Source organism: Collinsella sp. BA40, from assembly GCF_008014645.1.
Taxonomy (GTDB): Bacteria; Actinomycetota; Coriobacteriia; order Coriobacteriales; family Coriobacteriaceae; genus Collinsella.
In genome coordinates, this window is the sequence record NZ_VOWY01000001.1 from 201,935 (window position 1) to 222,619 (window position 20,685).

Sequence of the window (20,685 nt, forward strand, 5' to 3'; positions counted from 1 at the left end):
GATGGCGCAGCGTATTATGAGCGTCGAGCACATCAACGTGTACTACGGCGCGATCCATGCGATCAAAGACGTGTCCTTCGACGTGGACGAGGGCGAGATCGTGGCTTTGATCGGCGCCAACGGCGCGGGCAAGTCCACCACGCTCAAGACGCTCTCGGGCCTGCTGCGTTCAACGACGGGCGCCATCGAGTTCATGGGCGAGGATATCATGCACACCATGCCCGATGTCCTGGTGGGCAAGGGCTTGGCGCACGTTCCCGAGGGGCGTCGCGTGTTCCAGCAGATGACCGTGGAGGAGAATCTTGAGATGGGGGCCTATACGCGCCCCAATTCCGAGATCGCCCCGGGCCTCGAGCGCGTGTACGCGCACTTCCCGCGCTTGAAGGAGCGCCGCGGCCAGGTGTCGGGCACCCTGTCCGGCGGCGAGCAGCAGATGCTTGCCATGGGTCGCGCGCTCATGAGCTCGCCCAAACTGCTCATGCTCGACGAGCCCTCGATGGGCCTGGCCCCGCTGCTCATCGAGCAGATCTTCCAGATCGTGCAGGAGCTGCACGCCGCCGGCACCACCATCTTGCTGGTCGAGCAAAACGCGCAGATGGCGCTTTCCATCGCCTCGCGCGCCTACGTTATGGAGACCGGTCGCGTGACCCTCTCGGGAACGGGTGCCGAGCTGCTCGATAACGACGAGGTGCGCAAGGCGTACCTTGGCGGAAACTAGGATGCTGCTCGATGCGCGGCGTGCTCGTACGGGGCGCGCCGCGCATCGCTTGTGCGGCGCGCGTGGCGTGCTTCCGGCCGTGCTAAGATGGGCGCGATCATGGCGGGACGTGCAAAGGGGCGCGATACGGGTGGTACAGGTTAATCGTGATGTCGTGCGCGAGTTTTGCGCCGAGAACGCCACGCTCGTGGAGTTCGCACTCGACCGCGGGGCGCGCCGTATCGAGCTGTGCGACAACCTCGCGGTGGGCGGGACCTCGCCTTCTCCCGGCGTGGTGGCCCGGGTCGTGGAGGTTGCGCATGCTCGCGGAGCCGCGGTGATGTGCATGGTGCGCCCGCGCGGCGGCGACTTCGTCTACGACGCCGACGAACTGCGCGCGATGGAGCTGGATATCGAGAGCCATGCGCACCTCGGGGCCGACGGCGTGGTGTTCGGCTGCGTGGAACCCCTCGACCCGCAGGCGTATCGAGAGGCGCGCACGCGCGAACAGGCCGGGCGCCTGCTGCCCGGCGCCTGCTACGAGGGCCCGTACGCGCTGGACCGGGCGGCATGCGAGCGCCTGTGCCGGGCTGCGAGCGATGCCGCCCGTCGGCGCGGTCGCGCGTTGGACATCACCTTTCACATGGCGTTCGACGTCCTGAGCGCGGGCGAGCAGCTCGCCGCCATCGATTGGCTGGCGTCCCGGGGCGTGGCGCGAATCCTCACCCACGGCGGCCCCGCCGGCACCGCTATCGCGGACAACCTGGAGCGCTTGCGCGAGCTCATGGCGTATGCCGCAGGCCGCCTCGCCATCCTACCCGGAGCGGGTATCACGCATGCCAACGCGGCGGATATCGCGGAGGCCCTCGGGGCCGCCGAGCTCCACGGCACGAAGATCGTATAGCGGGCCCGATTCGCCCCTTCCTCGCGTTCATGAGGCTGTTCACGCCTGATTCGCGCCGCCCACCCGTTTCGTTTCGCACCCCGCGTTCAATCGGGTATGGTGAAAAGCGGATTGCGGATAATCGATGAGTTCCCAGGAGGTGCGGGATGCCTATCATCATGCGGCTCGATCGCGTCATGGCCGATCGCAAGATGACGTCGCTCGAGCTGGCCGAAAAGGTCGGCATCTCTCCCGTCAACATCTCCCGCATCAAGACCGGCCGCTTGAAGGGCATTCGCTTCTCCACGCTCACCGCCATGTGCGAGGCGCTCCATTGCAAGCCGGGCGACCTGATCGACTACATGTCGGACGAGGAATACGAGGACGCATTCGGCGCGCTGCCCGCGCGCGAGGGATAGCCCGCTTCGACGGCGCCCGGCGCATCGTGCCGCCGTTCCCCGAAGCTCGAGGCGCGTGTCCGCGCCGTGCGTATAATAAAGGTGTTCAACAGCTCGGCCCGCCGCAGCGGGCCATACTCTAGGATGTGTTCCTATGCAGCACCTTTGTATCGCGCGTCCGTCGGTCGCGCCGCCGCTTTCCACCGTTCGCCCCGCGTGCGTCGCCTCGTTGCAGGGGAGGTGCGGCCATGTCCATGCTTAAGCGCTCGCGCCGCTGGAGCGTTTTGCCGCCCCGGCCCGATATCGAGCAGCGCCTGTCCGCCGAGCTGGGTGTGGCGCCGCTGGTGGCGCGCATCATGGCCGCCCGCGGCATCGCCACCGCCGAAGAGGGGCGCTTGTTCCTCACACCCTCGCTCGACCGCGATTGGTGCGACCCCGCCCTTATTCCCGGCATGCCGCAGGTTGCCGAGCGCGTGCTCCGCGCAATCCAAGATGGTGAGAACATCGCCGTGTTCGGCGATTTCGACGTCGACGGCATCACATCGACCTGCCTGCTCACCGAGGCTCTTCGCGCTTTGGGCGCATGCGCCCACCCGTTCATTCCCCATCGCTTCGAGGAGGGCTACGGCATCAGCCAGGCGGCGCTCGACCGCGTGATCGAGGAGTGCTCGCCCGACCTGGTGGTGACGGTGGACAACGGCATCGCGGCGCGCGATGAGGTTTCCTATCTGCTTCAGCGCGGTATCGACCTCGTGGTGACCGATCATCACGAGCCCGCCGACATGGTCCCCCAGGGCGTGCCCCTCACCGATCCCAAGCTCGCCGACTCGGGTCCGTCCCGCGAGCTGGCGGGCGTGGGCGTTGCGCTCAAGCTCGTGCAGATTTTGGGCGAACGCCTGGGCCAGCCGCTGCTGTGGCGCTCGTTTACCGAGGTTGCGGCCTTGGGCACCGTGTCCGATATGATGCAGCTCACCCCCGAGAACCGCGCGCTGGTGGCCGATGGCATCGCCCAGATGCGCGCGACCACGCGCCCCGGCTACGTCGCCCTCGCGGCGCTCACCAAAACGGACCTGTCCGCCATCACGGCCGACGGGCTCTCCTTCTCGCTCATCCCGCGGCTCAACGCCGCCGGTCGCATGGCCGATCCCTCGCTCGCCCTCAACTTGCTGCTCGCCCGCGATCCCGTCGAGGCGGGACGCCTGGCGGCCGAGCTGGAGCATACCAACCAGGAGCGCCGCGATATCGAGGCGCAGCTTACCGAGGAGGCGCTCGCCCTGGTCGAGCGCACCTACGAGGGCAACCGCGTGATCGTGGTGGGCGGCGAGGGCTGGCACGAGGGTGTCAAGGGCATCGTGGCCAGCAGGCTCGTCAATCGCTATCACGTTCCATCGCTGCTCTTCTCCATCGAGGACGGCGTGGCGCGCGGCTCCGGCAGGTCGGTGGGCAACGTCAACCTCTTCGAGGCGGTCGAGCGCTGCAGCGACCTGCTGATCCGCTTCGGCGGCCATGCGGGCGCCGTCGGCGTGACCTGTGCGGCCGAGAACCTCGATGCGCTCCGCACCCGGCTCGATCAGGTGCTGGCCGAGCTTCCCGAGGAGCAGTTCGAGGATACGGGCGAGATCGCGGCCATGGTGTCGCTGTCCGAGCTCGACATCGAGACCGTGGAGCAGCTGTCCTTGCTCGAGCCGTTCGGCCAGGGCAACAAGGTTCCGCTCCTGGGCGTCTCGGGCGTAACCATGTGCGACCGCGCCGTGGTGGGCCGCACGGGCGACCATATGCGCTTCACCGCAACCGATGGCTCGGCAAGCGTGCCCGCCATCATGTTTCGCGTTTCGCAGATCGAGGACGTGGTCCGGTGCGATTCCGTGGTCGACCTCGTTTTCGAAGCTGTCGCCGAGCATTGGCAGGGACGCGTGAAGCCCAAGCTCATGATCAAGGATATCCTGCGCCATTGCTGCCAGGATGCATCGGGTGCGGCGTTCGATTGCGAGGCGCTGGAGGCCTCCGTCCCCGACCCGGACGATGCGGCCGCCCCGCAGCCCTCGCTCGATCAGCGCCGTCGCCTGGCCGGTCTTTCCTACGAGGAGCTCACGCGCTCGCTGGTGCACCGGTTCATCGGGGCGTCGCGGCCGCATCGCGTTCAGGCCGAGGCGCTCGAGCGGCTCGGCCGGGGTCGCAACGTCCTCACCATCATGGGGACCGGCAGGGGAAAGTCGCTGATCTTCCAGGTCCATGCCGTCCGCGAGGCCATCTGCCGCAATCGCGCGAGCATCTTCGTCTATCCTTTGCGCGCCCTCGTCTCCGACCAAGCCTTCCATCTTACCGAGCTGCTCGGCAGCTTCGGCGTGCGCGTCTGCGTCCTTACGGGTGAGAGCTCCGCGCGCGAGCGAGAAGACGTGCGCCGCGGGCTTATGGCGGGCGCGGTCGATATCGTGCTCACCACGCCCGAATATCTGGTGGCCCATGTCGACGCGTTCGCCGGGACCGGCCGCGTCGGCTTCGTGGTGGTCGACGAGGCGCATCATGCCGCCGAGGCTCCGTCGGGCCATCGTAGCGCCTACGCGGCGTTTCCCGACGCGCTGTCGCGCCTGGGCTCCCCGCAGGTTCTGGCTGCCACGGCCACGGCCGACGACGACGTGGCGGCGCTTATCCGCGAGTTGCTGCCCATCGAGGACGTCCTCGTCGATGACTGCGTGCGCGAGAACCTGGTGATCGACGACGAACGCGATCTCGCATCGCGTGAGAACCGCTTGGTCTCCATCGTCGCCACGGGCGAGAAGTGCGTGGTCTACGTCAATTCGCGCGACCAGTCGCTCGCTCTCGCGCGCATGCTGCGTCGCCGCGTGCCCGAGCTGGGATCGTCGATCGGTTTCTACAACGCGGGCCTGTCGCGCCGCGACCGCTCCCGCGTGGAGGAGGCCTTCCGCGACGGTGCGCTGAGCTGCATCGTCTCGACCTCGGCGTTCGGCGAGGGCGTCAACCTGCCCGACATCCGCCATGTGGTGCTCTACCACATGCCGTTTGGCGCTACCGAGTTCAACCAGATGAGCGGCCGCGCGGGGCGCGACGGAGCTCCGGCCCGCATCCACCTGCTGTATTCCTCGCGCGATGCGCGCATCAACGAGCGCCTGCTCGACGCCTTGGCGCCCGGTCGCGAGGAGCTGGTCACGCTGTACCGCGCGCTGCAGACCATGTGGCGCCGCGCCGCGGGCGGCCCGGGTCCCCATGCGCTGGATGCGAGCGACCTCGATATCGCGCAGATGTGCCTGGCGATCGACGCGCGCACGCCCGTCGACGAGCGCTCGATTCCCTGCGGCTTGTCGATCTTCGAGGAGCTGGGATTCGTGCGCGTAACCGGATTCGACGACGGGCGCCGCCTGGAGATGGTCGAGAACCCCGGCCGCGTGGAGCTCTCGAACTCCATCCGCTACCTGGAGGGCCTGCGGGCGCGCGTGGAGTTCTCGGCATTTCGCACCTGGGCGCTCGACGCGCCGGCCCATGATATGCTGTCACGCGTGAACAGGCCCATCACGCCACGAACACGATAGGGGGAGCCATGGATACCTCTGCACAACGCACTTCCGGCAAGGGTTCGGGCCAGACGGACAAGGGTCAGGCGGCCTCCGCGCTCACGCCTACCGACGAGATGGTCCATTACCGTAGCGCGGACGACCTCCCCTTCGAGATCGCAGCCGATAACTGGGGCCGATTGGCGTCGCTGTGCCGTAAATACATGGGCGACGACGACGCCGAGCTCGCCGAGCGCGCGTACTGCTTCGCCGCCGAGAAGCACTCCACGCAGAAACGCCGCAGCGGCGAGCTCTATATCAACCACCCCGTCGAGGTCGCCATCATCTTGGCCGAGCTCAAGATGGATTGCGACGTGGTGTGCGCCGCGCTGCTGCACGACACCGTCGAGGATACCGAGACGTCCTTGGGCGATGTGGCCTCGATCTTCGGCGATACCGTGGCCGACCTTGTGGACGGCGTGACCAAGCTCACCAATATCGAGGTGGGTAGCATGGATGAGAAGCAGGCGCTCAACCTGCGCAAGATGTTCCTCGCCATGAGCCGAGACATCCGCGTCGTCATCGTTAAGCTTGCGGACCGCCTGCATAACATGCGCACGCTGGCCGCCCTCAAGGAGGACCGCCGCCTGTTCAAGGCGCGCGAGACCATGGATGTGTACGCGCCCCTGGCGGACCGTCTGGGCATGTCGTCCATCAAGTGGGAGCTCGAGGACCTTTCCTTCTTCTATCTCGAGCCCGAGGCCTACCAGCGCATCGCGCGCATGGTGTCCGAGAGCCGCGAGGTGCGCGAGCGCTACCTCTCCGAAACCATCAAGACGCTCACCGACGAGCTGAAGCGCGTGGGGCTCAAGGACTTCCAGATCAACGGCCGCTCGAAGCACTATTGGTCCATCTACCAGAAGATGAAGCGCAAGGGCAAGGAGTTCTCCGAGATCTACGACCTGGTGGCGCTGCGCGTCATCACCAATACGGTGGGCGATTGCTATTCGGCGCTGGGCGCGGTGCACTCGCTGTGGCATCCCATGCCCGGGCGGTTCAAAGACTACATCGCCATGCCCAAGCTCAACAATTACCAGTCGCTGCACACCACCGTCATCGGGCCCACGGCGCGTCCGCTTGAGATTCAGATCCGTACGTTCGAGATGCACGAGCAGGCCGAGTACGGCATCGCGGCGCACTGGCTGTATAAGAAGTCGGGCGGCTCATCGGCGGCGAAGACCATCGACGCCCAGCGCCTCGACGACCAGATAAACTGGCTGAAGCGCTCGCTCGACTGGGCGGCGTCCGACGACATCGACGATCCCAAGGAGTTCCTCCATTCGCTGAAGGTCGACCTATTCGACCAGGAGATCTTCGTCTTCACGCCCAAGGGCGAGGTCATGAGCCTGCGCTCGGGCGCCACTCCGCTCGATTTCGCCTATGCCGTCCATACCGAGGTGGGCAACCATTGCGTGGGCGCGAAGGTGAACGGCGCGGTGGCCCCGCTTACCCACGAGCTGGCGATGGGCGATCGGGTGGAGATTCTCACCAACAAGTCGTCCAAGCCGTCGCGCGACTGGCTCGCTATCGTCAAGACGCCGTCGGCGAAGTCGAAGATCCGTCGTTATTTCGCTGCGGCCACCAAGGACGAGGATGCAACGGCCGGCCGCGAGGTTCTGGCAAAGGACCTGCGCAAGCGCGGTTACGGCATCTCTACCCAGCGGTCGACGCGCGCGCTCAACGCAGTTTCCGAGCAGATGAACTACAAGCATCTCGAGGACCTGTTCGCAGCCATCGGCGCGGGCAAGGTGGCGCCGCGCATGGTCGGCAACCGTGTGCAGGCGATCTTGGATCCCAAGCCCATCGAGGAGACCCCGCGCAAGAAGCGCGAGGAGGCGGTCGTCGAGGCTGCCAAGCGCACGCATGGCTCGCGTGCGGGCCAGCGTCCCCAGCGCCGCGGCAGCTCGGGCGTCGTGGTGAACGGCGGGGAGCCGGGCGACATGCTCGTGCGCCTCGCGCACTGCTGCAACCCCGTGGCGGGCGACGATATCGTCGGTTTCATCACGCGCGGCCGCGGCGTGTCGGTGCATCGCGCGACCTGCCCGAACGTCAAGGGGCTGATGGAGCATCCCGAGCGCATGATTCCGGTGGACTGGGATGGCGCCGCCGACGCGCTGTTCCAGGTCGAGATCGTGGTCGAGTGCCTTGATCGCATGGGGCTGCTCAAAGACGTCACCATCGCCATCGGCGATGCGGGGGGCAACATCCTCTCCGCTGCCACGGCAACCAATCGCGAGGGCATCGCCACGCTGCGGTTCCTGGTCGAGATTTCCGATGCGAGCGGACTCGATCCGCTGCTCGCATCCATCAGCCGCGTGGAGAGCGTCTACGATGCGCGCCGCATCATGCCGGGCGAGGGGGCTCGGCAGATGAAGCGCCGCGTTCGATAAAGGACTTGTAACGAATTGCGACGGCATACCGTTTCACATGGTGCCGGTGGGCCGCTATCGAGCGATGGCGGCCCGTTTGTCAAAGGAGGAAACATCATGGAGCTCGATTTGACGCCGTGTGGCGCGCTCGACGTCCATTGCGTGGTAAACGGACCTATCCGCACGAATACCTATATCGCTGCAAGCGGGGGAGAGGCCATCATCGTCGATCCCGCTTGGGAGGGCGAGAAGCTCGTGCGGGTGATGACCGAACAGCTGCCGGGCGTGCGCCTCGCCGCGATCGTCTGCACGCACGGCCACGCCGACCATGTTGGCGGCGTCGCCGGCGTTCGTCGTGCCGCGGGCGACGACGTGCCGTTTCTCATCTCTGAGGCCGATGCCGCCATCATTTCCGAGGCCATCCGCAGCATGCGCGAAACGTGGGGCTTCGACCACGAGATGCCGCCCGCTCCCGATCGCTTGCTCAACGAGGGGGATGTCGTCGCATTCGGCGACGTCGCGTTGCAGGTTATGGCCACGCCGGGGCACACGCCGGGCGGCATCGTGTTATTCGCGCCGGCGAGCACCGGTCCCGTGGCGTTCGTGGGCGACACGCTGTTCCCAGGGGGCCATGGTCGCACCGACCTCGAGGGGGGAAGCGAGAAGGAGATCATTCGGTCTTTGGGTAAGATCGGCTCCCTGCTGCCTCCCGAGACGCTGTGCCTTATCGGTCATAACGATCCCACGACGGCGAAGCAAGAGGTCGAGACGAACCTGTTTATGCGCCGTGGCCTGCGCCGCTATGCCAAGGAGCATGGCGCTGCCACTGCTGAGTAAGCAAAAGGGGCCTTTTCGTCGGCGACGGATGCGCGCGAAATGCAACCTATCTTCATGCAGGGGTTATACAGGCTGCGAATGCCTGGGATATGAGTAGTCGGGCGTGGTAAAATGCCCCGTGTAATTATTTGAGTATGGACAACAGGAGGTCCAAGTATGCTCGTCAATGCAGCTCAGATGCTCAAGGACGCCGAGGCCGGCCATTACGCCCTGGGCGCCTTCAACACCAACAACCTGGAGTGGACGCTCGCCATCCTCCAGGCTGCCGAGGAGGCCAAGTCCCCGCTGATCATCCAGTGCTCCGCTGGCGCCGCCAAGTGGATGGGCGGCTTCAAGGTCTGCGCCGATATGGTGAAGGCCGCCGTCGAGGCCACCGTCGTGACGGTGCCCGTCGCCCTGCACCTCGACCACGGTACGTATGAGAACTGCCTTGAGTGCATCGAGGCCGGTTTCACCTCCGTTATGTACGACGGCTCCCATGAGGAGACCTTCCAGATCAACCTCGAGCGTACCGCCGAGATCGTGAAGATCGCCCACGAGAAGGGCATCTCCGTCGAGGCCGAGGTCGGCGGCATCGGCGGCGTCGAGGACGGCGTCGTGGGCCAGGGCGAGATCGCCGATCCCGAGGAGTGCAAGCAGATCGCTGCCCTCGGCGTCGACTTCCTCGCGTGCGGCATCGGCAACATTCATGGCGTGTACCCCGAGGACTGGGCCGGTCTGTCCTTCGACGCCCTGGCCGCTATCAAGGAGGCCGTGGGCGATCTGCCGCTCGTTCTCCACGGTGGCACCGGTATCCCGGTGGACCAGATCCAGAAGGCCATCTCGCTCGGTGTTTCCAAGATCAACGTGAACACCGACCTGCAGCTCGTCTTCGCTGCTGCTACGCGCGAGTACATCGAGGCCGGCAAGGACCTCGAGGGCAAGGGCTTCGACCCGCGCAAGATCATCAAGCCCGGTCGCGAGGCCATCGTCGCCCGCGCCAAGGAGCTCATGGAGGAGTTCGGTTCCGTTAACAAGGCGTAGCCGTTCTTCCATCGTGTTTCAAGTAAAAGCCGCCGTGCCTCGTCGCACGGCGGCTTTTCTTGTCTGTGATACCCTGAGTACGATATGAGGGCACGCGGCCTTGCGTGACCCGTCCGTGTTGGGAAGGGGAGAGCTATGAGCATCAAGACGGTGAGCCCCGAGGAGGGGCGCCTCATAACATGCGGGCCGCTCGCCTGCGACGGCATCGCGCGCAATAGCGATTACCGCGAGCTGGGCGTCGGGCTCCCGCCCGAGATCGCCCGACTTAAGCAGGCCGGTTATCTGGATGCCGCCCGCGCCGCCTGCCTGCGCGCGCTGGATGTAGCTGAAACTCCCGAGCTGGCAGCGTGTCTGCGCGCCGAGCATCACCGCATGGGGCGCCTTGCGCGGCAGTACAGCGTTTCGTTCGACCGCGCGCTCGAGCTCATCCGTGCCGAGTGGCCCGAGTTCACCCGCGCACAGTTCGACGAGCTCATCGAACGCAAGCGTATCGACTGGCGCTTCATCGAGGGCGAGCCTCGCGTGCTCGAGAACTTTCTCGATTCGCTGCGCGTGTACCCGTCGGAGGTGCCGGGTCTTCGCGAGGATGATCCGTCGGATACGACAACGCGCGATGCGATGCTCCTGCGCATGCGTGAAGAGGGCGGGGCGGCGTATCGTATCACCGCCCGCGCATGCATCTCGGTCCCCGGCGCCCTGCCCGGCGAGGCTGTCCGTGCCTGGCTTCCGGTGCCCGCGGCTGCTCCGCAGCAGTCCCAGATCGAGATTCTTTCGATGACGGAGGGTGGCGTGGTCGCCCGCGCCGACGCGCCCGCACGCACCATTTTCTGGGAGTCGACGGAGCGCCGATCTTTCGAGGTGACCTATCGTTATCGAATCGATGCGCCCTATATCGATACCTGCGCGCCCGCGCCCGCACGCCGCGTGAACGCGCCCGCACCCGGGCCAGAAGACCTGTGCGAGCTGGCGCCGCACGTGGTGTTCACGCCGTATCTGCGAGCGTTGACGGCACGCGTCGTCGATGGCATCGAGCGCCCGATCGATCGTGCCCGCGCCATCTACGACTACCTCACGCGCACGGTCGATTATCGATATCAGCCGGATTACGCCCAGCTCGACGCCATCGCCGACGGCTGTCTGAAATCGCTGCGGGGCGACTGCGGCGTGATGGCGCTCGCCTTCATCGCCATGTGCCGCATCGCGAGCATCCCTGCGCGCTGGCAAAGCGGCCTGTACGTTGCTTGCGATTACATCGGTCCGCATGATTGGGCGATGTTCTATACCGAGGAATACGGCTGGTTGTGGGCGGATGTTTCCTTTGGCTCGTCATCACGTCGCGCGGGCGATGAGGCGCGACGCCTCCATCATTTCGGCAACCTCGACCCCTGGCGGATGGTTGCGAACAGCGTGTATCAGGCGCCCTTCGAACCCGATTTCGATGACGCGCGCTGGGATCCCTACGATAACCAGATGGGTGAAGCGAGCGTCGACGGTCGCGGATGCGATGAGCCGGAAATGCTGCGCCAGATTGAACTCATCGCTTTGGATGCGTTGTAGAGCGCGTTGCTTGTGCTACTATAGGTACGCAATCCGCGCCCGAGTGGCGGAACGGCAGACGCAGGGGACTCAAAATCCTCCGCTGGCAACAGCGTGTGAGTTCGAATCTCACCTCGGGCACCATATCAAAACCAAAGCTCCCGCCATGTGCGGGAGCTTTTTTGCATATTTAGGCATCGTAGGCGGATTGGGACTTCGTAGGACATGGGTACCTAACTAATATGCCCAGACCCCTTTTTTATGCATACCCAGCCAAGCTAAATAAATATTAGAAGAAGCTAATAGTTACTAGCAATAACCATTAGCATATGCTAAGATATATCTAGCAACGAAGGAGGTGACATGCAACGACGGGTATTGGTCAAGATCCTCTTGGAAGCAGGGTTCGAATCCCGCGGCGGAACCAAGCACGAGAAGTTCACGAAGGGTGACATCACGGTGAAGGTGAAGCGGCACAGGGAGATCGAGGACGAGACGGCCAAGAGGATCCTGAAGGCGGCGGGTTTGCGGTAGGCGCCCGCCCCCTTCGGGGCCAGCGGTTGCATGTGGAGATGAAAGGAATTGGCAATGGTGTACGTTTGGGAGTTTGAGTTCTACCCATCGAATGGGTGCATCGACGCCGTCCCGTGCGGCGGTTGGGGAGAAGGCACGTTCGGCGATGACCTGAACGATGCGGTCGAGAGCGCGGCTGATTGGTTGATGGAGACGGTCGACGATCATCTGATGGGGAGGTGCGAGCTGCCGGCCATGGAGTTCGGGCACGAGCCGGAGCACGGCGGGCGGATTGTGGCTATCGCCGTCTCAAGGGAGCTCGGTGACATACCGGCCATGACCGCCGCGGAGGCGGCCCGGGCGCTCGGGGTGAGCTCGGCGCGCGTTGCCCAGCTGATCAACTCCGGGCTGCTCGATTCATGGAAGGACGGGACGAGGAGGATGGTCTCCAAGGCTTCGGTCGATGCCCGCATCGAGTACGCGCCGAGGTCGGGAAGGCCAAGGCAGGAGACTGCGGTTTAATCTGGTTGATGGTTCGATGTTGATATAATCTGGCATTAATGACCGATACCCGTCGGCATGTCTAGCCCCCGGGCGCGAGCTCCGCGCCCGGGGGCTTAGTCTATCTATACGACTAATTAGTCCAAAGATTGGACTAAAGGTCGCCCGCCGGCATGATCTTGTGGACCTCGCGCGCCGCGCGCTCCGCGGCGGAGGCATCGGGGCGCAGGTAGTGCTTGTAGTCCGTCTTGAGGTCGGTATGGCCATGGAGGCGGCTCACGAGCGTGTCGGGCAGGCTCGCGGCCTGCATGAGCGTCTCGGAGGTATGGCGCAGCATGTCGGGCGGGATGTAGCGCAGTCCGGCACCCTCGACCGCCGAGCGCCACAGCTTGCGCGCTTTGTCGGAGGTGTAAGGCACGAGCCTGGTCGCTGCCCACTCCGCCACGTCGGCGGGATCGCCCGGCCTGCCCTCGGCGATAATCTGCAGCAGCCGCTCGCGGCCCTGGACGAGCACCGGCATGGAGCGCATCGAAAAGTCGGTCTTGGCCTTGCTCTTGAGGCCGTCCTCGTCCGTGTACGTCTGCGTGATGGTGGCGGTGAGGGAGGTGAGCGTCTCGCCGGTGCCTATGTCGAACGTCTGCTGCGCCTGGATGTTGCAGGGCGCGATGCCCAGGACCTCCTCGTAACGGAAGCCCGAGAGCCCCAGGATGCAGATGACCTCCGGTGCCCCGCTGCCCTGCAGCGCCGCGAGTGCCCTCGCCGCCTCCATGGCGTCCCACGGCCTGATCTGCTCGCGGTGCCTCTGCGGGGTCACGATGCGCCGCGTCATGGGCATCTCCGGAACGAGGTCGTCGTCGTAGGCCGCGCGCATCACTGCCCGCAAGACCGTCTTGCACTTGCTCGGGGAGGTGGACGAGAGCACCGCCTGCTTGATGTCCGAGTGCTTGATGGACGATATGGGCTTGTCCCCGATCAGCGGCAGGACGAACCGCTCCATCTGCGAGTCGTAGCCCTTGAGGGTCACGTTCGACCGCTTGGTGCCGCGGTTGGATGGTGCCAGGCGGAAGATGCCATGGTAGTACTGCGACAGGGTCAGGCTGTCCCCGTAGGAGACCGTGGCGCCCATCTCGGACGCGATGCGCGCGCATGCTATGTCGGCGTCCTCGTAGGTGCCGTACACGGTCTCGTTGACCGTGCGCCTGCTCCCGTCGCTCCTGCTGCCGCGTGAGACGCGGACGCGCCAGACGCCGGGGCCGGCGGGCTCGATGCTCCCGATCTTGCGCTTGGGCTGCTGTGCCATAATCTAATGCGCCCCCTTTCGTGGGGATGTTCGCGCCCCGTTCCCCTCCGCCGCCAAGCATGTGGGGGAGCGGGGCGTCGTGTGACATGTGGCCAGAACGGTGTCCCACAAATCAATTGGTGGGACACATCTGTTGTACGATGCCCTAGCGTCCTGATCCAAGCTTCCCCTTCGCCATCTTCTCGAAGTCGTTCTCATAGGTGGCATCCTGGATGCGCTGGAATTCGGCGAACCGCTCCTTTGCGAGCTTGTCCGCCGTCTTCTTGTTGCGGTTCCCCAAGCCCTTGAGGACATCGCGCCCGCTGAACGTGAGGAACCCGTCCAGCAGCTCCTCGCAGTCCTCCATACTGGTGAGCAGATGGCGCTCCGCGCGATCCTCTGCCGTATCGAGGAACATGTTGACCAACCTGTTGAGCTCGCGTATCTCGTCCTCGGTCAGATAGTTCTTCGCGACGGTCACGTCGCTGGAGTGGATGCGCCCCTCCGGACCGCCCTTCCATGAGGTGAGGCCCATGTGCGGCTTGGACGGATCGGAGCGCTCTTGGACGATTTCGGCTGCCGTGTGCCCCGTCACGGCGTAATGGAGCTTGTTCTGCACCGTCGCGTAGAACCGGTGCGCGACCTCGCTGTTCCTGTCGTAATCGTAGGTGCACTCCTGGAAGATGTCCGTGATCTTCTGGTATACGCGCCGTTCGCTCGCGCGGATGTCGCGGATGCGCGCGAGCAGCTCGTCGAAATAGTCCCTACCGAACGGACGGCCGTTGGCGAGCATGTCGTCGTTGAGAACGAATCCCTTGGTGATGTACTCGCGCAGGGTGGCGGTCGCCCATTGGCGGAACCTGGTGGCCCTTAGTGAATTCACGCGGTAGCCGACCGCGATGATCGCGTCGAGGCTATAGCATCCGACCTGCCTGTTCACCGTCCTGCTTCCCTCTTGCCGAACTAACAAGATTTTCTTGTAAGTTGCCGCCTCGTCGAGCTCGCCCGTCTCGTAGATATTCTTGAGGTGCAGGCTCACGTTCTGCTGGCTCGTATCGAATAGCTCGGCTATCTGTGCCTGAGGCATCCACATGGTCTCGTCCTGGTACCTGACCTCGACGGGCACGTTTGACCCCTCTGACTGGTAGAGGATGATCTCTGCATCCAGCGCGTCGTCTGTCATGATGTCGCTCCTTCGCTGTGTGCAAATCTATTGCCTTGCTTCGTCTCAACCAATGAAGGAGACGCCCCGATTCTCGAGTAGGGTTGTCTGCTGGTCAATGGTTCGGAAGGGCTTGTCCACTAATCCCCCTTAAACGAGAAAAGCCGCCCTGGAAGGCGGCTTTTCTCGAGTGCGGACGGACTTACCGGCTCCGCACCTCTTCACGCCGCCAACTATAGCGCAACAGCGCTGCGCGTCAAGAAATCATTACAATCTGCCCGATTGGGGGGCCACGGCTACGCCTCCGCGTCGCCGCCCCTCGCCATATCGAGGTATTTCTTGGGATCGATCGGCGGGATGGTGAACCTACCCATCGGCGATTGCGCAGTCAGCATTTCGATATACGACCTAGCGGACGAATAGAAGAGCGAGATGCCGTTGAAGAGCAGGTAGGTCTCGAGCCCGTCGCGGCTCACATTCGCGTCCACCGGCGTCGAGACGGTTCCGCCCATAGAGAGGTTGGCGTGCATCGCCTCCCGGGGTTCACCGTCGTCGGGGTGCTCGGCCAGGGATACTCGGACCTTCAACTCATGCGGCAGGACGAGAAGCCCGTCCTCCTCGAGATATTCGCGTTCGGTCGGTATCTCGAGATCGAGATCGAGCGACAGCTCGCCCTCGGGCGTCCCCCGCCTCACGAACAAATCGCATTCGTTGAAATAGGGGCCGGACATGTTGATGGGTGCGAAGAAGTCGCTGGTCATGCTGCCTTACCTCCAGGAACGACGTTGAACTTTCCGCGTATCGGCGCATTGCCGCTGCCCCATTGCTCTTGGCGCTTCGGTAGGGTGATCGGCTTGGAGGAAGTCGCAACCATGCGGCTCGGCTCGAGGACCTCGACCGCGTACTCAGGGTGATCGAGGAATACCCTCATAAGCTTATCCGCGGTATGGGATTGCACCATCGACCCGGTTTCCCACCTGCTGCAGGTCGGAGACGAAACGCCGAGGAGCGACTCGAATTCCTTCTGGTTCAGGTTAAGGGATTTTCGCAGAGCCTTGATCTCGCTCGGTGCCAGCAGGCCCTCGTCCCGCCTGTACGCCTCATCGATCGCCCGGTCGAGCTTATCTGATTCCTCCGCGCTTATCTCGTACTCCCCGCAGGCCGGGCAGACGTCCCTCACGATGCCGTCGACCGTGTACTCGCGACCCCTATAGGTCTCGGTCATGGGCCCGCAGACTCTTTCGAGCTCGTGCCCGCATTCCATGCAGAGCATGTCTCCTCCTAATGAATGTAGCCGTCCCAATTAGCCGAAAGGACGTTTAGCCTCACGGCATCTCCCTCTATGAAAAACTTCACATACCAGGTCTCGCCGTCGAACGGGATCTTGTAGACGTCCGCCCAGGTCCCCGGAATGATGTCGAGGTCCATCGATTTCGAGAAGTGGGCTTCATCCGCAGCTTCAAAGAGTTTTCGGATGAAATCGCTTGCGTTGACCCAATCGGTCCTGTTCTTAACGAAGGTTCTGATCCGGCGGTTCATGCTGATTTCCCCGCTGGCGGCAAGCGCCTTCGCTGTCGCGAGGGAGTAGGTCGGCCTTCTCCTTTCTCTTCCCATGTCACCTCCTAGAGTTTAGCGTTACGCTAAATAATGACAACATCATTGTTCGCAGAGCGTCGATAAGTGGTCATACCGAGGAGGATGGCGCAGTCGTCGCCCGCGCGGAATCTCCGGCATGGGGGGGGATGGCACCGCTCTATACCGCCTCGCTCACGACGCCCTCGGCTTGAGGCTCACCACGTTCGGATGCCTTTAAAGAGAGCTCGCGCTGGCCGCGAGCCGTTCCGAGGATGACCGACCTGCCCTCGGGAGTGCTCGCCTCGTAGCACTCGTGGAGCTCGGCCTGGTATGGGTCGGCGAAGGGCGCGGCGTCTCCCGGGGGCGCGGGGCGGTCCTCGGGATGGTCGATGTACCACCCGCACAGATCGTTCGGCGTGCACCCGAGCGCGTCGCAGACACGGCAGGCGTCATCGAGGCCCAGCATGGTCTTTCCGCTTTCCCAGTTGCCAATAGTTTTGATATGCAGGCCTAGCGCGTCAGCTAGGCCTTGTTGGGTTATCTTTCGCGCTCTCCTGATCTTCCTTAGCTGCAATTCCATCGTTCGCCTCCTTCTGTAAGCAAGATGATTCTATATCCAACTAGAAGAATACGCAAAGTATTATCTATTATCTATTGACATGGATAAGATATTATCTATTATGGAAATCGGAACACGCAATATGTTATCCATTATTGAGGCAGCGGCTTCAATCCTTGGGGAACCCCAAGGATTCTAGGAAAGCCATTGACTAAAGCCAATGGCTTATTGGTCGCTCAAAGACGAAGAGGAGGAGATATGGACTACAAGAAGCGCATCGCGTCCGGCATCCGCGCCGAGCGGGGCCGGGCGCACATGTCCCAGGCGGACCTTGCGGACCGCTGCGGGCTGAATGTCGTGAGCATCGCCAACTACGAGCGCGAGGCGAGCTGTCCGAGCCTGGAGAACGCCATCCGCATCGCCGAGGCGCTGGGCTGCACGGTCAACGACCTCGTGAGCCCGCAAGCGCCTGCCGAGCGCGGGACGGTGGCCTAGATGGCGCGCATCGCGACGGCGCTCCTCATCGGATGCGTCGTCCTGTACGCGGCGGCATTCATGCCGGGAGTGTCCGAGCCGGCGAGGGGCGCGCTGCTCCTCGGGGCGCTGTTCTGCTCCGGTGGGAACCTCGGCGCGCTCTGGGCCGAGGATCGCTCGCGGTGAGCGCCCGTCCCGCCCCGCGGGGCGCCCGCTTCCGCCGAGGCGTCACATCGCGCCGGCGGCGGTCGCAACGTGCGCACGATGGCGCGTCCTCCTATGCGCGCCGCGCATGTGGTCGGGCGCCCGGCGGGACGGGACGGGATTCGATTCGATTGGAGGTCGCCATGAGCGATCGGTTCTATTTCGGCGTCGTGAAGGCGTTCGCCATCGGCATCGTCGCCGGTTTCGCCGCGATCAGGTTCCTCACATGGCTGCAAGGCACGTGATGAGCGCGGCGAGCATGCCGCCGAACGCGCCGATGAAGAGCTGGCCCAGGCCGCGGCCCATGGCGCAAGCGAGCTCGTAGGCGCGGTTCCAGTAGTAGTCCCTGCCGTCCGAGGTGATGGTGAACCACTGGATGCGGCCGTCGTGGCGGAAGACCCGGATCATGCCCAGCCTCTCGAGGTCCGCCATGTCGTTGAGCAGACGCTTGCAGGCCAACCCCTCAACGGGGGACTCCTGCGCGTAGACCCGCGGCATGAAGTCCTCGGTCCCGTCGAACGGGTGGAGCTTCCTGAGGGTCTTGACGAGCGATCGGTTGACGTGCGGCATGGTTCCCCTTTCTCAGGCGGTTGTCGGATTCGATTCTAGCGGCCCGCAAGGTGCCGCGCCCATTGGCAGATGGAAGGAGGGCCGCGATGGCCGTCAAGGATAGGAGCAACACCCCGTGGCTCACGCGGGAGGAGGCGGCGGCGTACGCGCGCTGCAGCGTGAAGGTGATCACGTCGCTGGTGAAGACCGGCGCCCTGCCCGCGTGCAGGCCGCTCGGCGCAGCCGAGGGGTCGAACCACGTGGTCATAAACAAGGAGGACATCGACCGCGTCATCCGCGGCCGCATCGTCAAGGCGCCGCTGGCGGCGGTCATATGCGGCGGGCTCGTCTCGCCGGACGTGGTCGTAGAGCTGCCGGCGAACTAGGAAGGGGTCTCGGATGGTCAAGATGATCGACATGCTGGCGGCGCCGGTGTTCCTCGCCTGCGAGGCGCTGGACGCCCTCTGGCGCGAGCGCCCCCGCGCTGCGGCCGCCCTGAGCGCGGCGCTTGTTGTCGCCGCGCTCCTGCTTACGGGATGTGTCGAGGGCGCGTCGCTGTGACGGCTTGGTCCCGTCCCGCGGGTCGCCCGCTTCGCCCGCGCCGCCTTGGAAACCGCGGTGCGGGCGTCGCAACGTGCGCACCGAAGGCGGGTGCACTCCTTTCGGCCCGCCGCGCATGTGGTCGGGCGATCGGCGGGACGGGACGGCCGGACGGAAGGTTCGAGATGGGAGGTATCGGCATGGACACGGCACTCATGGTGGTCCAGGCGGCCGCTCTGGCGGTAGGCGCCCTGGCGCTGCTGGCTATCGCGCTGGTCGACCTCTTCCGATGAGATGAGGCGAGCCGCCCCCGGACCGGCCCGACAGCCCTGCGCGCGGTCGAGCGCGGACGCGGCTCCGGGCGCCCGGAGCAGGAAGGGACGCGCCGCCCTACTCCCCTGGGGCGGCTTGCGAGGGCCCGGTGAGCGCGGGCCGGCCCGGGGACGGTTCGATGCGAGGAGGTGGCGCCGTATGGCGTTGGGAAAGAAGGAGCGCTATATCGCGCGCGATCCGGACGGCACGTGGTGCCTGGTCGCGGTGAGGGGCGGAGACGGCTACGGGGGTGCGGGCGGCTGCAAGACGTGGACGCCCCTGGGGCTGCCGTCCGATCTGAGCGCGCGCAACGTGGCGTCCCTGCTCGAGGTGGTGGCCGCAGGCGGCGTCGACTGCAGGCGGTACGCGAAGGCCCATCTAGCATAAGGAGGAGCAATGGAATTCACGAGGGAGACTGTCTCGCTGGCGGACATCCGTCCGAGCAAGTCGAATCCGCGCGGCGAGTTCGGCGACATCGACGCGCTCGCCGATTCGATCAGGGCCACGGGCGGCGAGCCCGTGAACCCGCCCGTGGTGGTGCGGGACGGCAACGTGTACCGCATCGTGGACGGCGAGCGCCGCTACCGCGCGCTCAGGGAGGTGTGGAAGCGCGAGCCCGGGCACGGGGTCGCCGTCCTCGTGGCGGGCGACCTGGACGCCGCCAACGAGCTCGTGGCCATGGTGGCGACCGACGACAAGCTGCAGCTGTCCGATGCCGAGCGCGCCCGCGGCGTGCAGCAGATGCTGATCCTGGGCGTGGACGAGGAGCGCGTGTCCCGCGCGAGCCGGGCGAGCGCCAAGCAGGTGCGCGCGGCCAAGCGCCTGGCGGGCCGCGTGCAGGAGGGCTGGCAGGTCACGCTCGACCAGCTCGCCGCCGCCGACGCGCTCGACTCCGAGGAGGACCGCGAGGCGGTGCTGTCGGCGGGGGATGGCTGGCGCTGGAAGGAGCAGTCGATCCGCGCCCGCATGGACCGCGAGCAGAAGGCTGCCCGCAAGCTGGAGTGGCTCGTCGACGCGGGCATCCCGGTGCAGGCGGGCGGGGACGCTCCCGAAGGGATGGAGCACGTGGCCAACGTGTTCTCGTACGAGCCGCTGTCCCGGGTCAAGGAGGCCGCGAGGGGACTGGACGGGAGCTGCCTCGCGATCATGCGGGACGGAAGCATCCAGTTCCTGGCGCCCGGGGGTCACTCCGCGCTCGAAGCCGAGGAGGACCCCCGTGCCGCAGAGGCCGCGCGCGAGCACGCCGCCGCCGAATCGCTCGGCATGCGGCTCTTCCGGTTCGTGCTCGCCGACGCCTTCGCGTGCGGCGCCGAGCTCGACGAGCGCGTCAGGTCGGCGCGGTCGAACGGGCCCCTGATCCGCCTTCCGTTCGAGGACTCCGAGCTCGACGAGCTCGCGTGCCAGATTGGCTCGTACAGGGCCAGCCAGCCCGTCGGGCGCTACGAGGTCGCGCAGCACCTGATGCTGCACGCGGAGCGCCTCTCCTACGGCTTCACGCCCCGGTGGTCGGGCGAGCCGTCGCCGATCGAGGCCGGGCGGCTGCTCGCCGCGATCGAGGCGTTCAGGCTCGCAGGGTTCGGCGCGTTCGACGAGGGGGACGCCTGGCTGGAGGAGCGCGCCCGCGAGGCTGCCGGCGAGACGGGTGAGCGCGGGTGAGCCGGACGGAGGTGGAGCGCGGGGCGGACGGGCGCTGGTTCGTCCGCCC

23 protein-coding genes and 1 tRNA gene are annotated in these 20,685 nt (G+C 65.2%); 17 read left to right on the forward strand and 7 right to left on the reverse strand.

Annotated features, from left to right (window positions below; translation table 11 throughout):
* Position 1: 1 nt before the first annotated feature.
* The 11 genes from E4J93_RS00850 (at position 2) to E4J93_RS00900 (ending at position 12,347) form a co-directional block, all read left to right on the forward strand.
* Positions 2–718 (forward strand): ABC transporter ATP-binding protein, encoded by a 717-nt coding sequence (locus tag E4J93_RS00850; RefSeq protein WP_187231540.1) that lies wholly within the window; start codon positions 2–4, stop codon positions 716–718.
* Between the two features lie 130 nt (positions 719–848).
* Positions 849–1,601, forward strand: coding sequence for a copper homeostasis protein CutC (locus tag E4J93_RS00855; RefSeq protein ID WP_255431850.1), 753 nt, complete (start codon positions 849–851; stop codon positions 1,599–1,601).
* Positions 1,602–1,747: 146 nt separating this feature from the next.
* Positions 1,748–1,999, forward strand: coding sequence for a helix-turn-helix transcriptional regulator (locus tag E4J93_RS00860; protein WP_147587591.1), 252 nt, complete (start codon positions 1,748–1,750; stop codon positions 1,997–1,999).
* Positions 2,000–2,226: 227 nt separating this feature from the next.
* Positions 2,227–5,526, forward strand: a complete 3,300-nt coding sequence (gene recJ / locus E4J93_RS00865) for a single-stranded-DNA-specific exonuclease RecJ (RefSeq protein ID WP_147587592.1) — start codon at positions 2,227–2,229, stop codon at positions 5,524–5,526.
* Between the two features lie 98 nt (positions 5,527–5,624).
* The gene (locus E4J93_RS00870) at positions 5,625–7,937 is read left to right on the forward strand and encodes a bifunctional (p)ppGpp synthetase/guanosine-3',5'-bis(diphosphate) 3'-pyrophosphohydrolase (protein ID WP_255431856.1); all 2,313 of its coding nucleotides are present in this window, start codon (positions 5,625–5,627) and stop codon (positions 7,935–7,937) included.
* A gap of 96 nt (positions 7,938–8,033) precedes the next feature.
* The gene (locus tag E4J93_RS00875; protein ID WP_187231541.1) at positions 8,034–8,753 is read left to right on the forward strand and encodes an MBL fold metallo-hydrolase; all 720 of its coding nucleotides are present in this window, start codon (positions 8,034–8,036) and stop codon (positions 8,751–8,753) included.
* Positions 8,754–8,909: 156 nt separating this feature from the next.
* Positions 8,910–9,776, forward strand: a complete 867-nt coding sequence (gene fba, locus E4J93_RS00880) for a class II fructose-1,6-bisphosphate aldolase (RefSeq protein ID WP_147587594.1) — start codon at positions 8,910–8,912, stop codon at positions 9,774–9,776.
* Between the two features lie 135 nt (positions 9,777–9,911).
* Positions 9,912–11,333, forward strand: coding sequence for a transglutaminase-like domain-containing protein (locus E4J93_RS00885; protein ID WP_147587595.1), 1,422 nt, complete (start codon positions 9,912–9,914; stop codon positions 11,331–11,333).
* Between the two features lie 37 nt (positions 11,334–11,370).
* Positions 11,371–11,456 (forward strand) — tRNA-Leu (locus E4J93_RS00890).
* A gap of 219 nt (positions 11,457–11,675) precedes the next feature.
* A complete protein-coding gene (locus E4J93_RS00895) occupies positions 11,676–11,846 on the forward strand; it encodes a type II toxin-antitoxin system HicA family toxin (protein ID WP_147587596.1) in 171 nt (56 codons plus the stop codon).
* 54 nt (positions 11,847–11,900) lie between these two features.
* A complete protein-coding gene (locus E4J93_RS00900; RefSeq protein ID WP_147587597.1) occupies positions 11,901–12,347 on the forward strand; it encodes a helix-turn-helix domain-containing protein in 447 nt (148 codons plus the stop codon).
* Positions 12,348–12,480: 133 nt separating this feature from the next.
* Here the strand turns inward: E4J93_RS00900 and E4J93_RS00905 are convergent, their stop codons facing one another.
* The 6 genes from E4J93_RS00905 to E4J93_RS00930 form a co-directional block, all read right to left on the reverse strand.
* Positions 12,481–13,626 carry a tyrosine-type recombinase/integrase gene (locus tag E4J93_RS00905; protein ID WP_147587598.1) on the reverse strand — a complete coding sequence of 382 codons (1,146 nt, stop codon included), beginning with the start codon at positions 13,624–13,626 and terminating at the stop codon, positions 12,481–12,483.
* Positions 13,627–13,771: 145 nt separating this feature from the next.
* Complete coding sequence (locus tag E4J93_RS00910) at positions 13,772–14,788, reverse strand: virulence RhuM family protein (protein WP_147587599.1); 1,017 nt, start codon at positions 14,786–14,788, stop codon at positions 13,772–13,774.
* Positions 14,789–15,063: 275 nt separating this feature from the next.
* Positions 15,064–15,528, reverse strand: a complete 465-nt coding sequence (locus E4J93_RS00915) for a hypothetical protein (RefSeq protein WP_147587600.1) — start codon at positions 15,526–15,528, stop codon at positions 15,064–15,066.
* Positions 15,525–16,040, reverse strand: a complete 516-nt coding sequence (locus E4J93_RS00920; RefSeq protein WP_147587601.1) for a type II toxin-antitoxin system MqsA family antitoxin — start codon at positions 16,038–16,040, stop codon at positions 15,525–15,527. The genes E4J93_RS00915 and E4J93_RS00920 overlap by 4 nt, the downstream gene beginning before the upstream one ends.
* Positions 16,041–16,048: 8 nt before the next feature.
* Positions 16,049–16,381: a type II toxin-antitoxin system MqsR family toxin gene (locus E4J93_RS00925; RefSeq protein WP_147587602.1), complete on the reverse strand. Its 333-nt coding sequence runs from the start codon at positions 16,379–16,381 to the stop codon at positions 16,049–16,051.
* Between the two features lie 139 nt (positions 16,382–16,520).
* Entirely contained in the window at positions 16,521–16,922 is a 402-nt protein-coding gene (locus E4J93_RS00930; protein WP_147587603.1) for a helix-turn-helix transcriptional regulator, read from the reverse strand.
* 237 nt (positions 16,923–17,159) lie between these two features.
* Between E4J93_RS00930 and E4J93_RS00935 the strand changes: the two genes are divergently transcribed.
* A complete protein-coding gene (locus E4J93_RS00935; RefSeq protein WP_147587604.1) occupies positions 17,160–17,396 on the forward strand; it encodes a helix-turn-helix transcriptional regulator in 237 nt (78 codons plus the stop codon).
* Entirely contained in the window at positions 17,397–17,561 is a 165-nt protein-coding gene (locus tag E4J93_RS08045) for a hypothetical protein (RefSeq protein WP_187231542.1), read from the forward strand.
* A 240-nt stretch (positions 17,562–17,801) separates the two neighbouring features.
* Here the strand turns inward: E4J93_RS08045 and E4J93_RS00940 are convergent, their stop codons facing one another.
* Positions 17,802–18,149: a hypothetical protein gene (locus E4J93_RS00940; protein WP_147587605.1), complete on the reverse strand. Its 348-nt coding sequence runs from the start codon at positions 18,147–18,149 to the stop codon at positions 17,802–17,804.
* An 86-nt stretch (positions 18,150–18,235) separates the two neighbouring features.
* Between E4J93_RS00940 and E4J93_RS00945 the strand changes: the two genes are divergently transcribed.
* The 4 genes from E4J93_RS00945 (at position 18,236) to E4J93_RS00955 (ending at position 20,636) form a co-directional block, all read left to right on the forward strand.
* The gene (locus E4J93_RS00945; RefSeq protein WP_147587606.1) at positions 18,236–18,514 is read left to right on the forward strand and encodes a helix-turn-helix domain-containing protein; all 279 of its coding nucleotides are present in this window, start codon (positions 18,236–18,238) and stop codon (positions 18,512–18,514) included.
* Between the two features lie 13 nt (positions 18,515–18,527).
* Positions 18,528–18,689: a hypothetical protein gene (locus E4J93_RS08050; protein WP_187231543.1), complete on the forward strand. Its 162-nt coding sequence runs from the start codon at positions 18,528–18,530 to the stop codon at positions 18,687–18,689.
* 450 nt (positions 18,690–19,139) lie between these two features.
* Entirely contained in the window at positions 19,140–19,367 is a 228-nt protein-coding gene (locus tag E4J93_RS00950) for a hypothetical protein (RefSeq protein ID WP_147587607.1), read from the forward strand.
* Between the two features lie 9 nt (positions 19,368–19,376).
* Entirely contained in the window at positions 19,377–20,636 is a 1,260-nt protein-coding gene (locus tag E4J93_RS00955; protein WP_147587608.1) for a ParB/RepB/Spo0J family partition protein, read from the forward strand.
* The last annotated feature ends 49 nt before the right edge of the window (positions 20,637–20,685 follow it).

Excerpts from the sequence above, each read along its gene's own strand:
- E4J93_RS00850 (WP_187231540.1), top strand. The coding sequence starts at position 2 with ATGGCGCAGCGTATTATGAGCGTCGAGCACATCAACGTGTACTACGGC.
- E4J93_RS00930 (WP_147587603.1), bottom strand. The coding sequence starts at position 16,922 with ATGGAATTGCAGCTAAGGAAGATCAGGAGAGCGCGAAAGATAACCCAA.
- E4J93_RS00895 (WP_147587596.1), top strand. The coding sequence starts at position 11,676 with ATGCAACGACGGGTATTGGTCAAGATCCTCTTGGAAGCAGGGTTCGAA.
- E4J93_RS00935 (WP_147587604.1), top strand. The coding sequence starts at position 17,160 with ATGGACTACAAGAAGCGCATCGCGTCCGGCATCCGCGCCGAGCGGGGC.
- E4J93_RS00885 (WP_147587595.1), top strand. The coding sequence starts at position 9,912 with ATGAGCATCAAGACGGTGAGCCCCGAGGAGGGGCGCCTCATAACATGC.
- E4J93_RS08050 (WP_187231543.1), top strand. The coding sequence starts at position 18,528 with ATGGTCAAGATGATCGACATGCTGGCGGCGCCGGTGTTCCTCGCCTGC.
- fba (WP_147587594.1), top strand. The coding sequence starts at position 8,910 with ATGCTCGTCAATGCAGCTCAGATGCTCAAGGACGCCGAGGCCGGCCAT.
- E4J93_RS00955 (WP_147587608.1), top strand. The coding sequence starts at position 19,377 with ATGGAATTCACGAGGGAGACTGTCTCGCTGGCGGACATCCGTCCGAGC.
- E4J93_RS00905 (WP_147587598.1), bottom strand. The coding sequence starts at position 13,626 with ATGGCACAGCAGCCCAAGCGCAAGATCGGGAGCATCGAGCCCGCCGGC.
- E4J93_RS00910 (WP_147587599.1), bottom strand. The coding sequence starts at position 14,788 with ATGACAGACGACGCGCTGGATGCAGAGATCATCCTCTACCAGTCAGAG.
- E4J93_RS00860 (WP_147587591.1), top strand. The coding sequence starts at position 1,748 with ATGCCTATCATCATGCGGCTCGATCGCGTCATGGCCGATCGCAAGATG.
- E4J93_RS08045 (WP_187231542.1), top strand. The coding sequence starts at position 17,397 with ATGGCGCGCATCGCGACGGCGCTCCTCATCGGATGCGTCGTCCTGTAC.
- E4J93_RS00920 (WP_147587601.1), bottom strand. The coding sequence starts at position 16,040 with ATGCTCTGCATGGAATGCGGGCACGAGCTCGAAAGAGTCTGCGGGCCC.
- E4J93_RS00945 (WP_147587606.1), top strand. The coding sequence starts at position 18,236 with ATGGCCGTCAAGGATAGGAGCAACACCCCGTGGCTCACGCGGGAGGAG.
- E4J93_RS00915 (WP_147587600.1), bottom strand. The coding sequence starts at position 15,528 with ATGACCAGCGACTTCTTCGCACCCATCAACATGTCCGGCCCCTATTTC.
- E4J93_RS00950 (WP_147587607.1), top strand. The coding sequence starts at position 19,140 with ATGGCGTTGGGAAAGAAGGAGCGCTATATCGCGCGCGATCCGGACGGC.
- E4J93_RS00900 (WP_147587597.1), top strand. The coding sequence starts at position 11,901 with ATGGTGTACGTTTGGGAGTTTGAGTTCTACCCATCGAATGGGTGCATC.
- recJ (WP_147587592.1), top strand. The coding sequence starts at position 2,227 with ATGTCCATGCTTAAGCGCTCGCGCCGCTGGAGCGTTTTGCCGCCCCGG.
- E4J93_RS00925 (WP_147587602.1), bottom strand. The coding sequence starts at position 16,381 with ATGGGAAGAGAAAGGAGAAGGCCGACCTACTCCCTCGCGACAGCGAAG.
- E4J93_RS00870 (WP_255431856.1), top strand. The coding sequence starts at position 5,625 with ATGGTCCATTACCGTAGCGCGGACGACCTCCCCTTCGAGATCGCAGCC.
- E4J93_RS00940 (WP_147587605.1), bottom strand. The coding sequence starts at position 18,149 with ATGCCGCACGTCAACCGATCGCTCGTCAAGACCCTCAGGAAGCTCCAC.
- E4J93_RS00875 (WP_187231541.1), top strand. The coding sequence starts at position 8,034 with ATGGAGCTCGATTTGACGCCGTGTGGCGCGCTCGACGTCCATTGCGTG.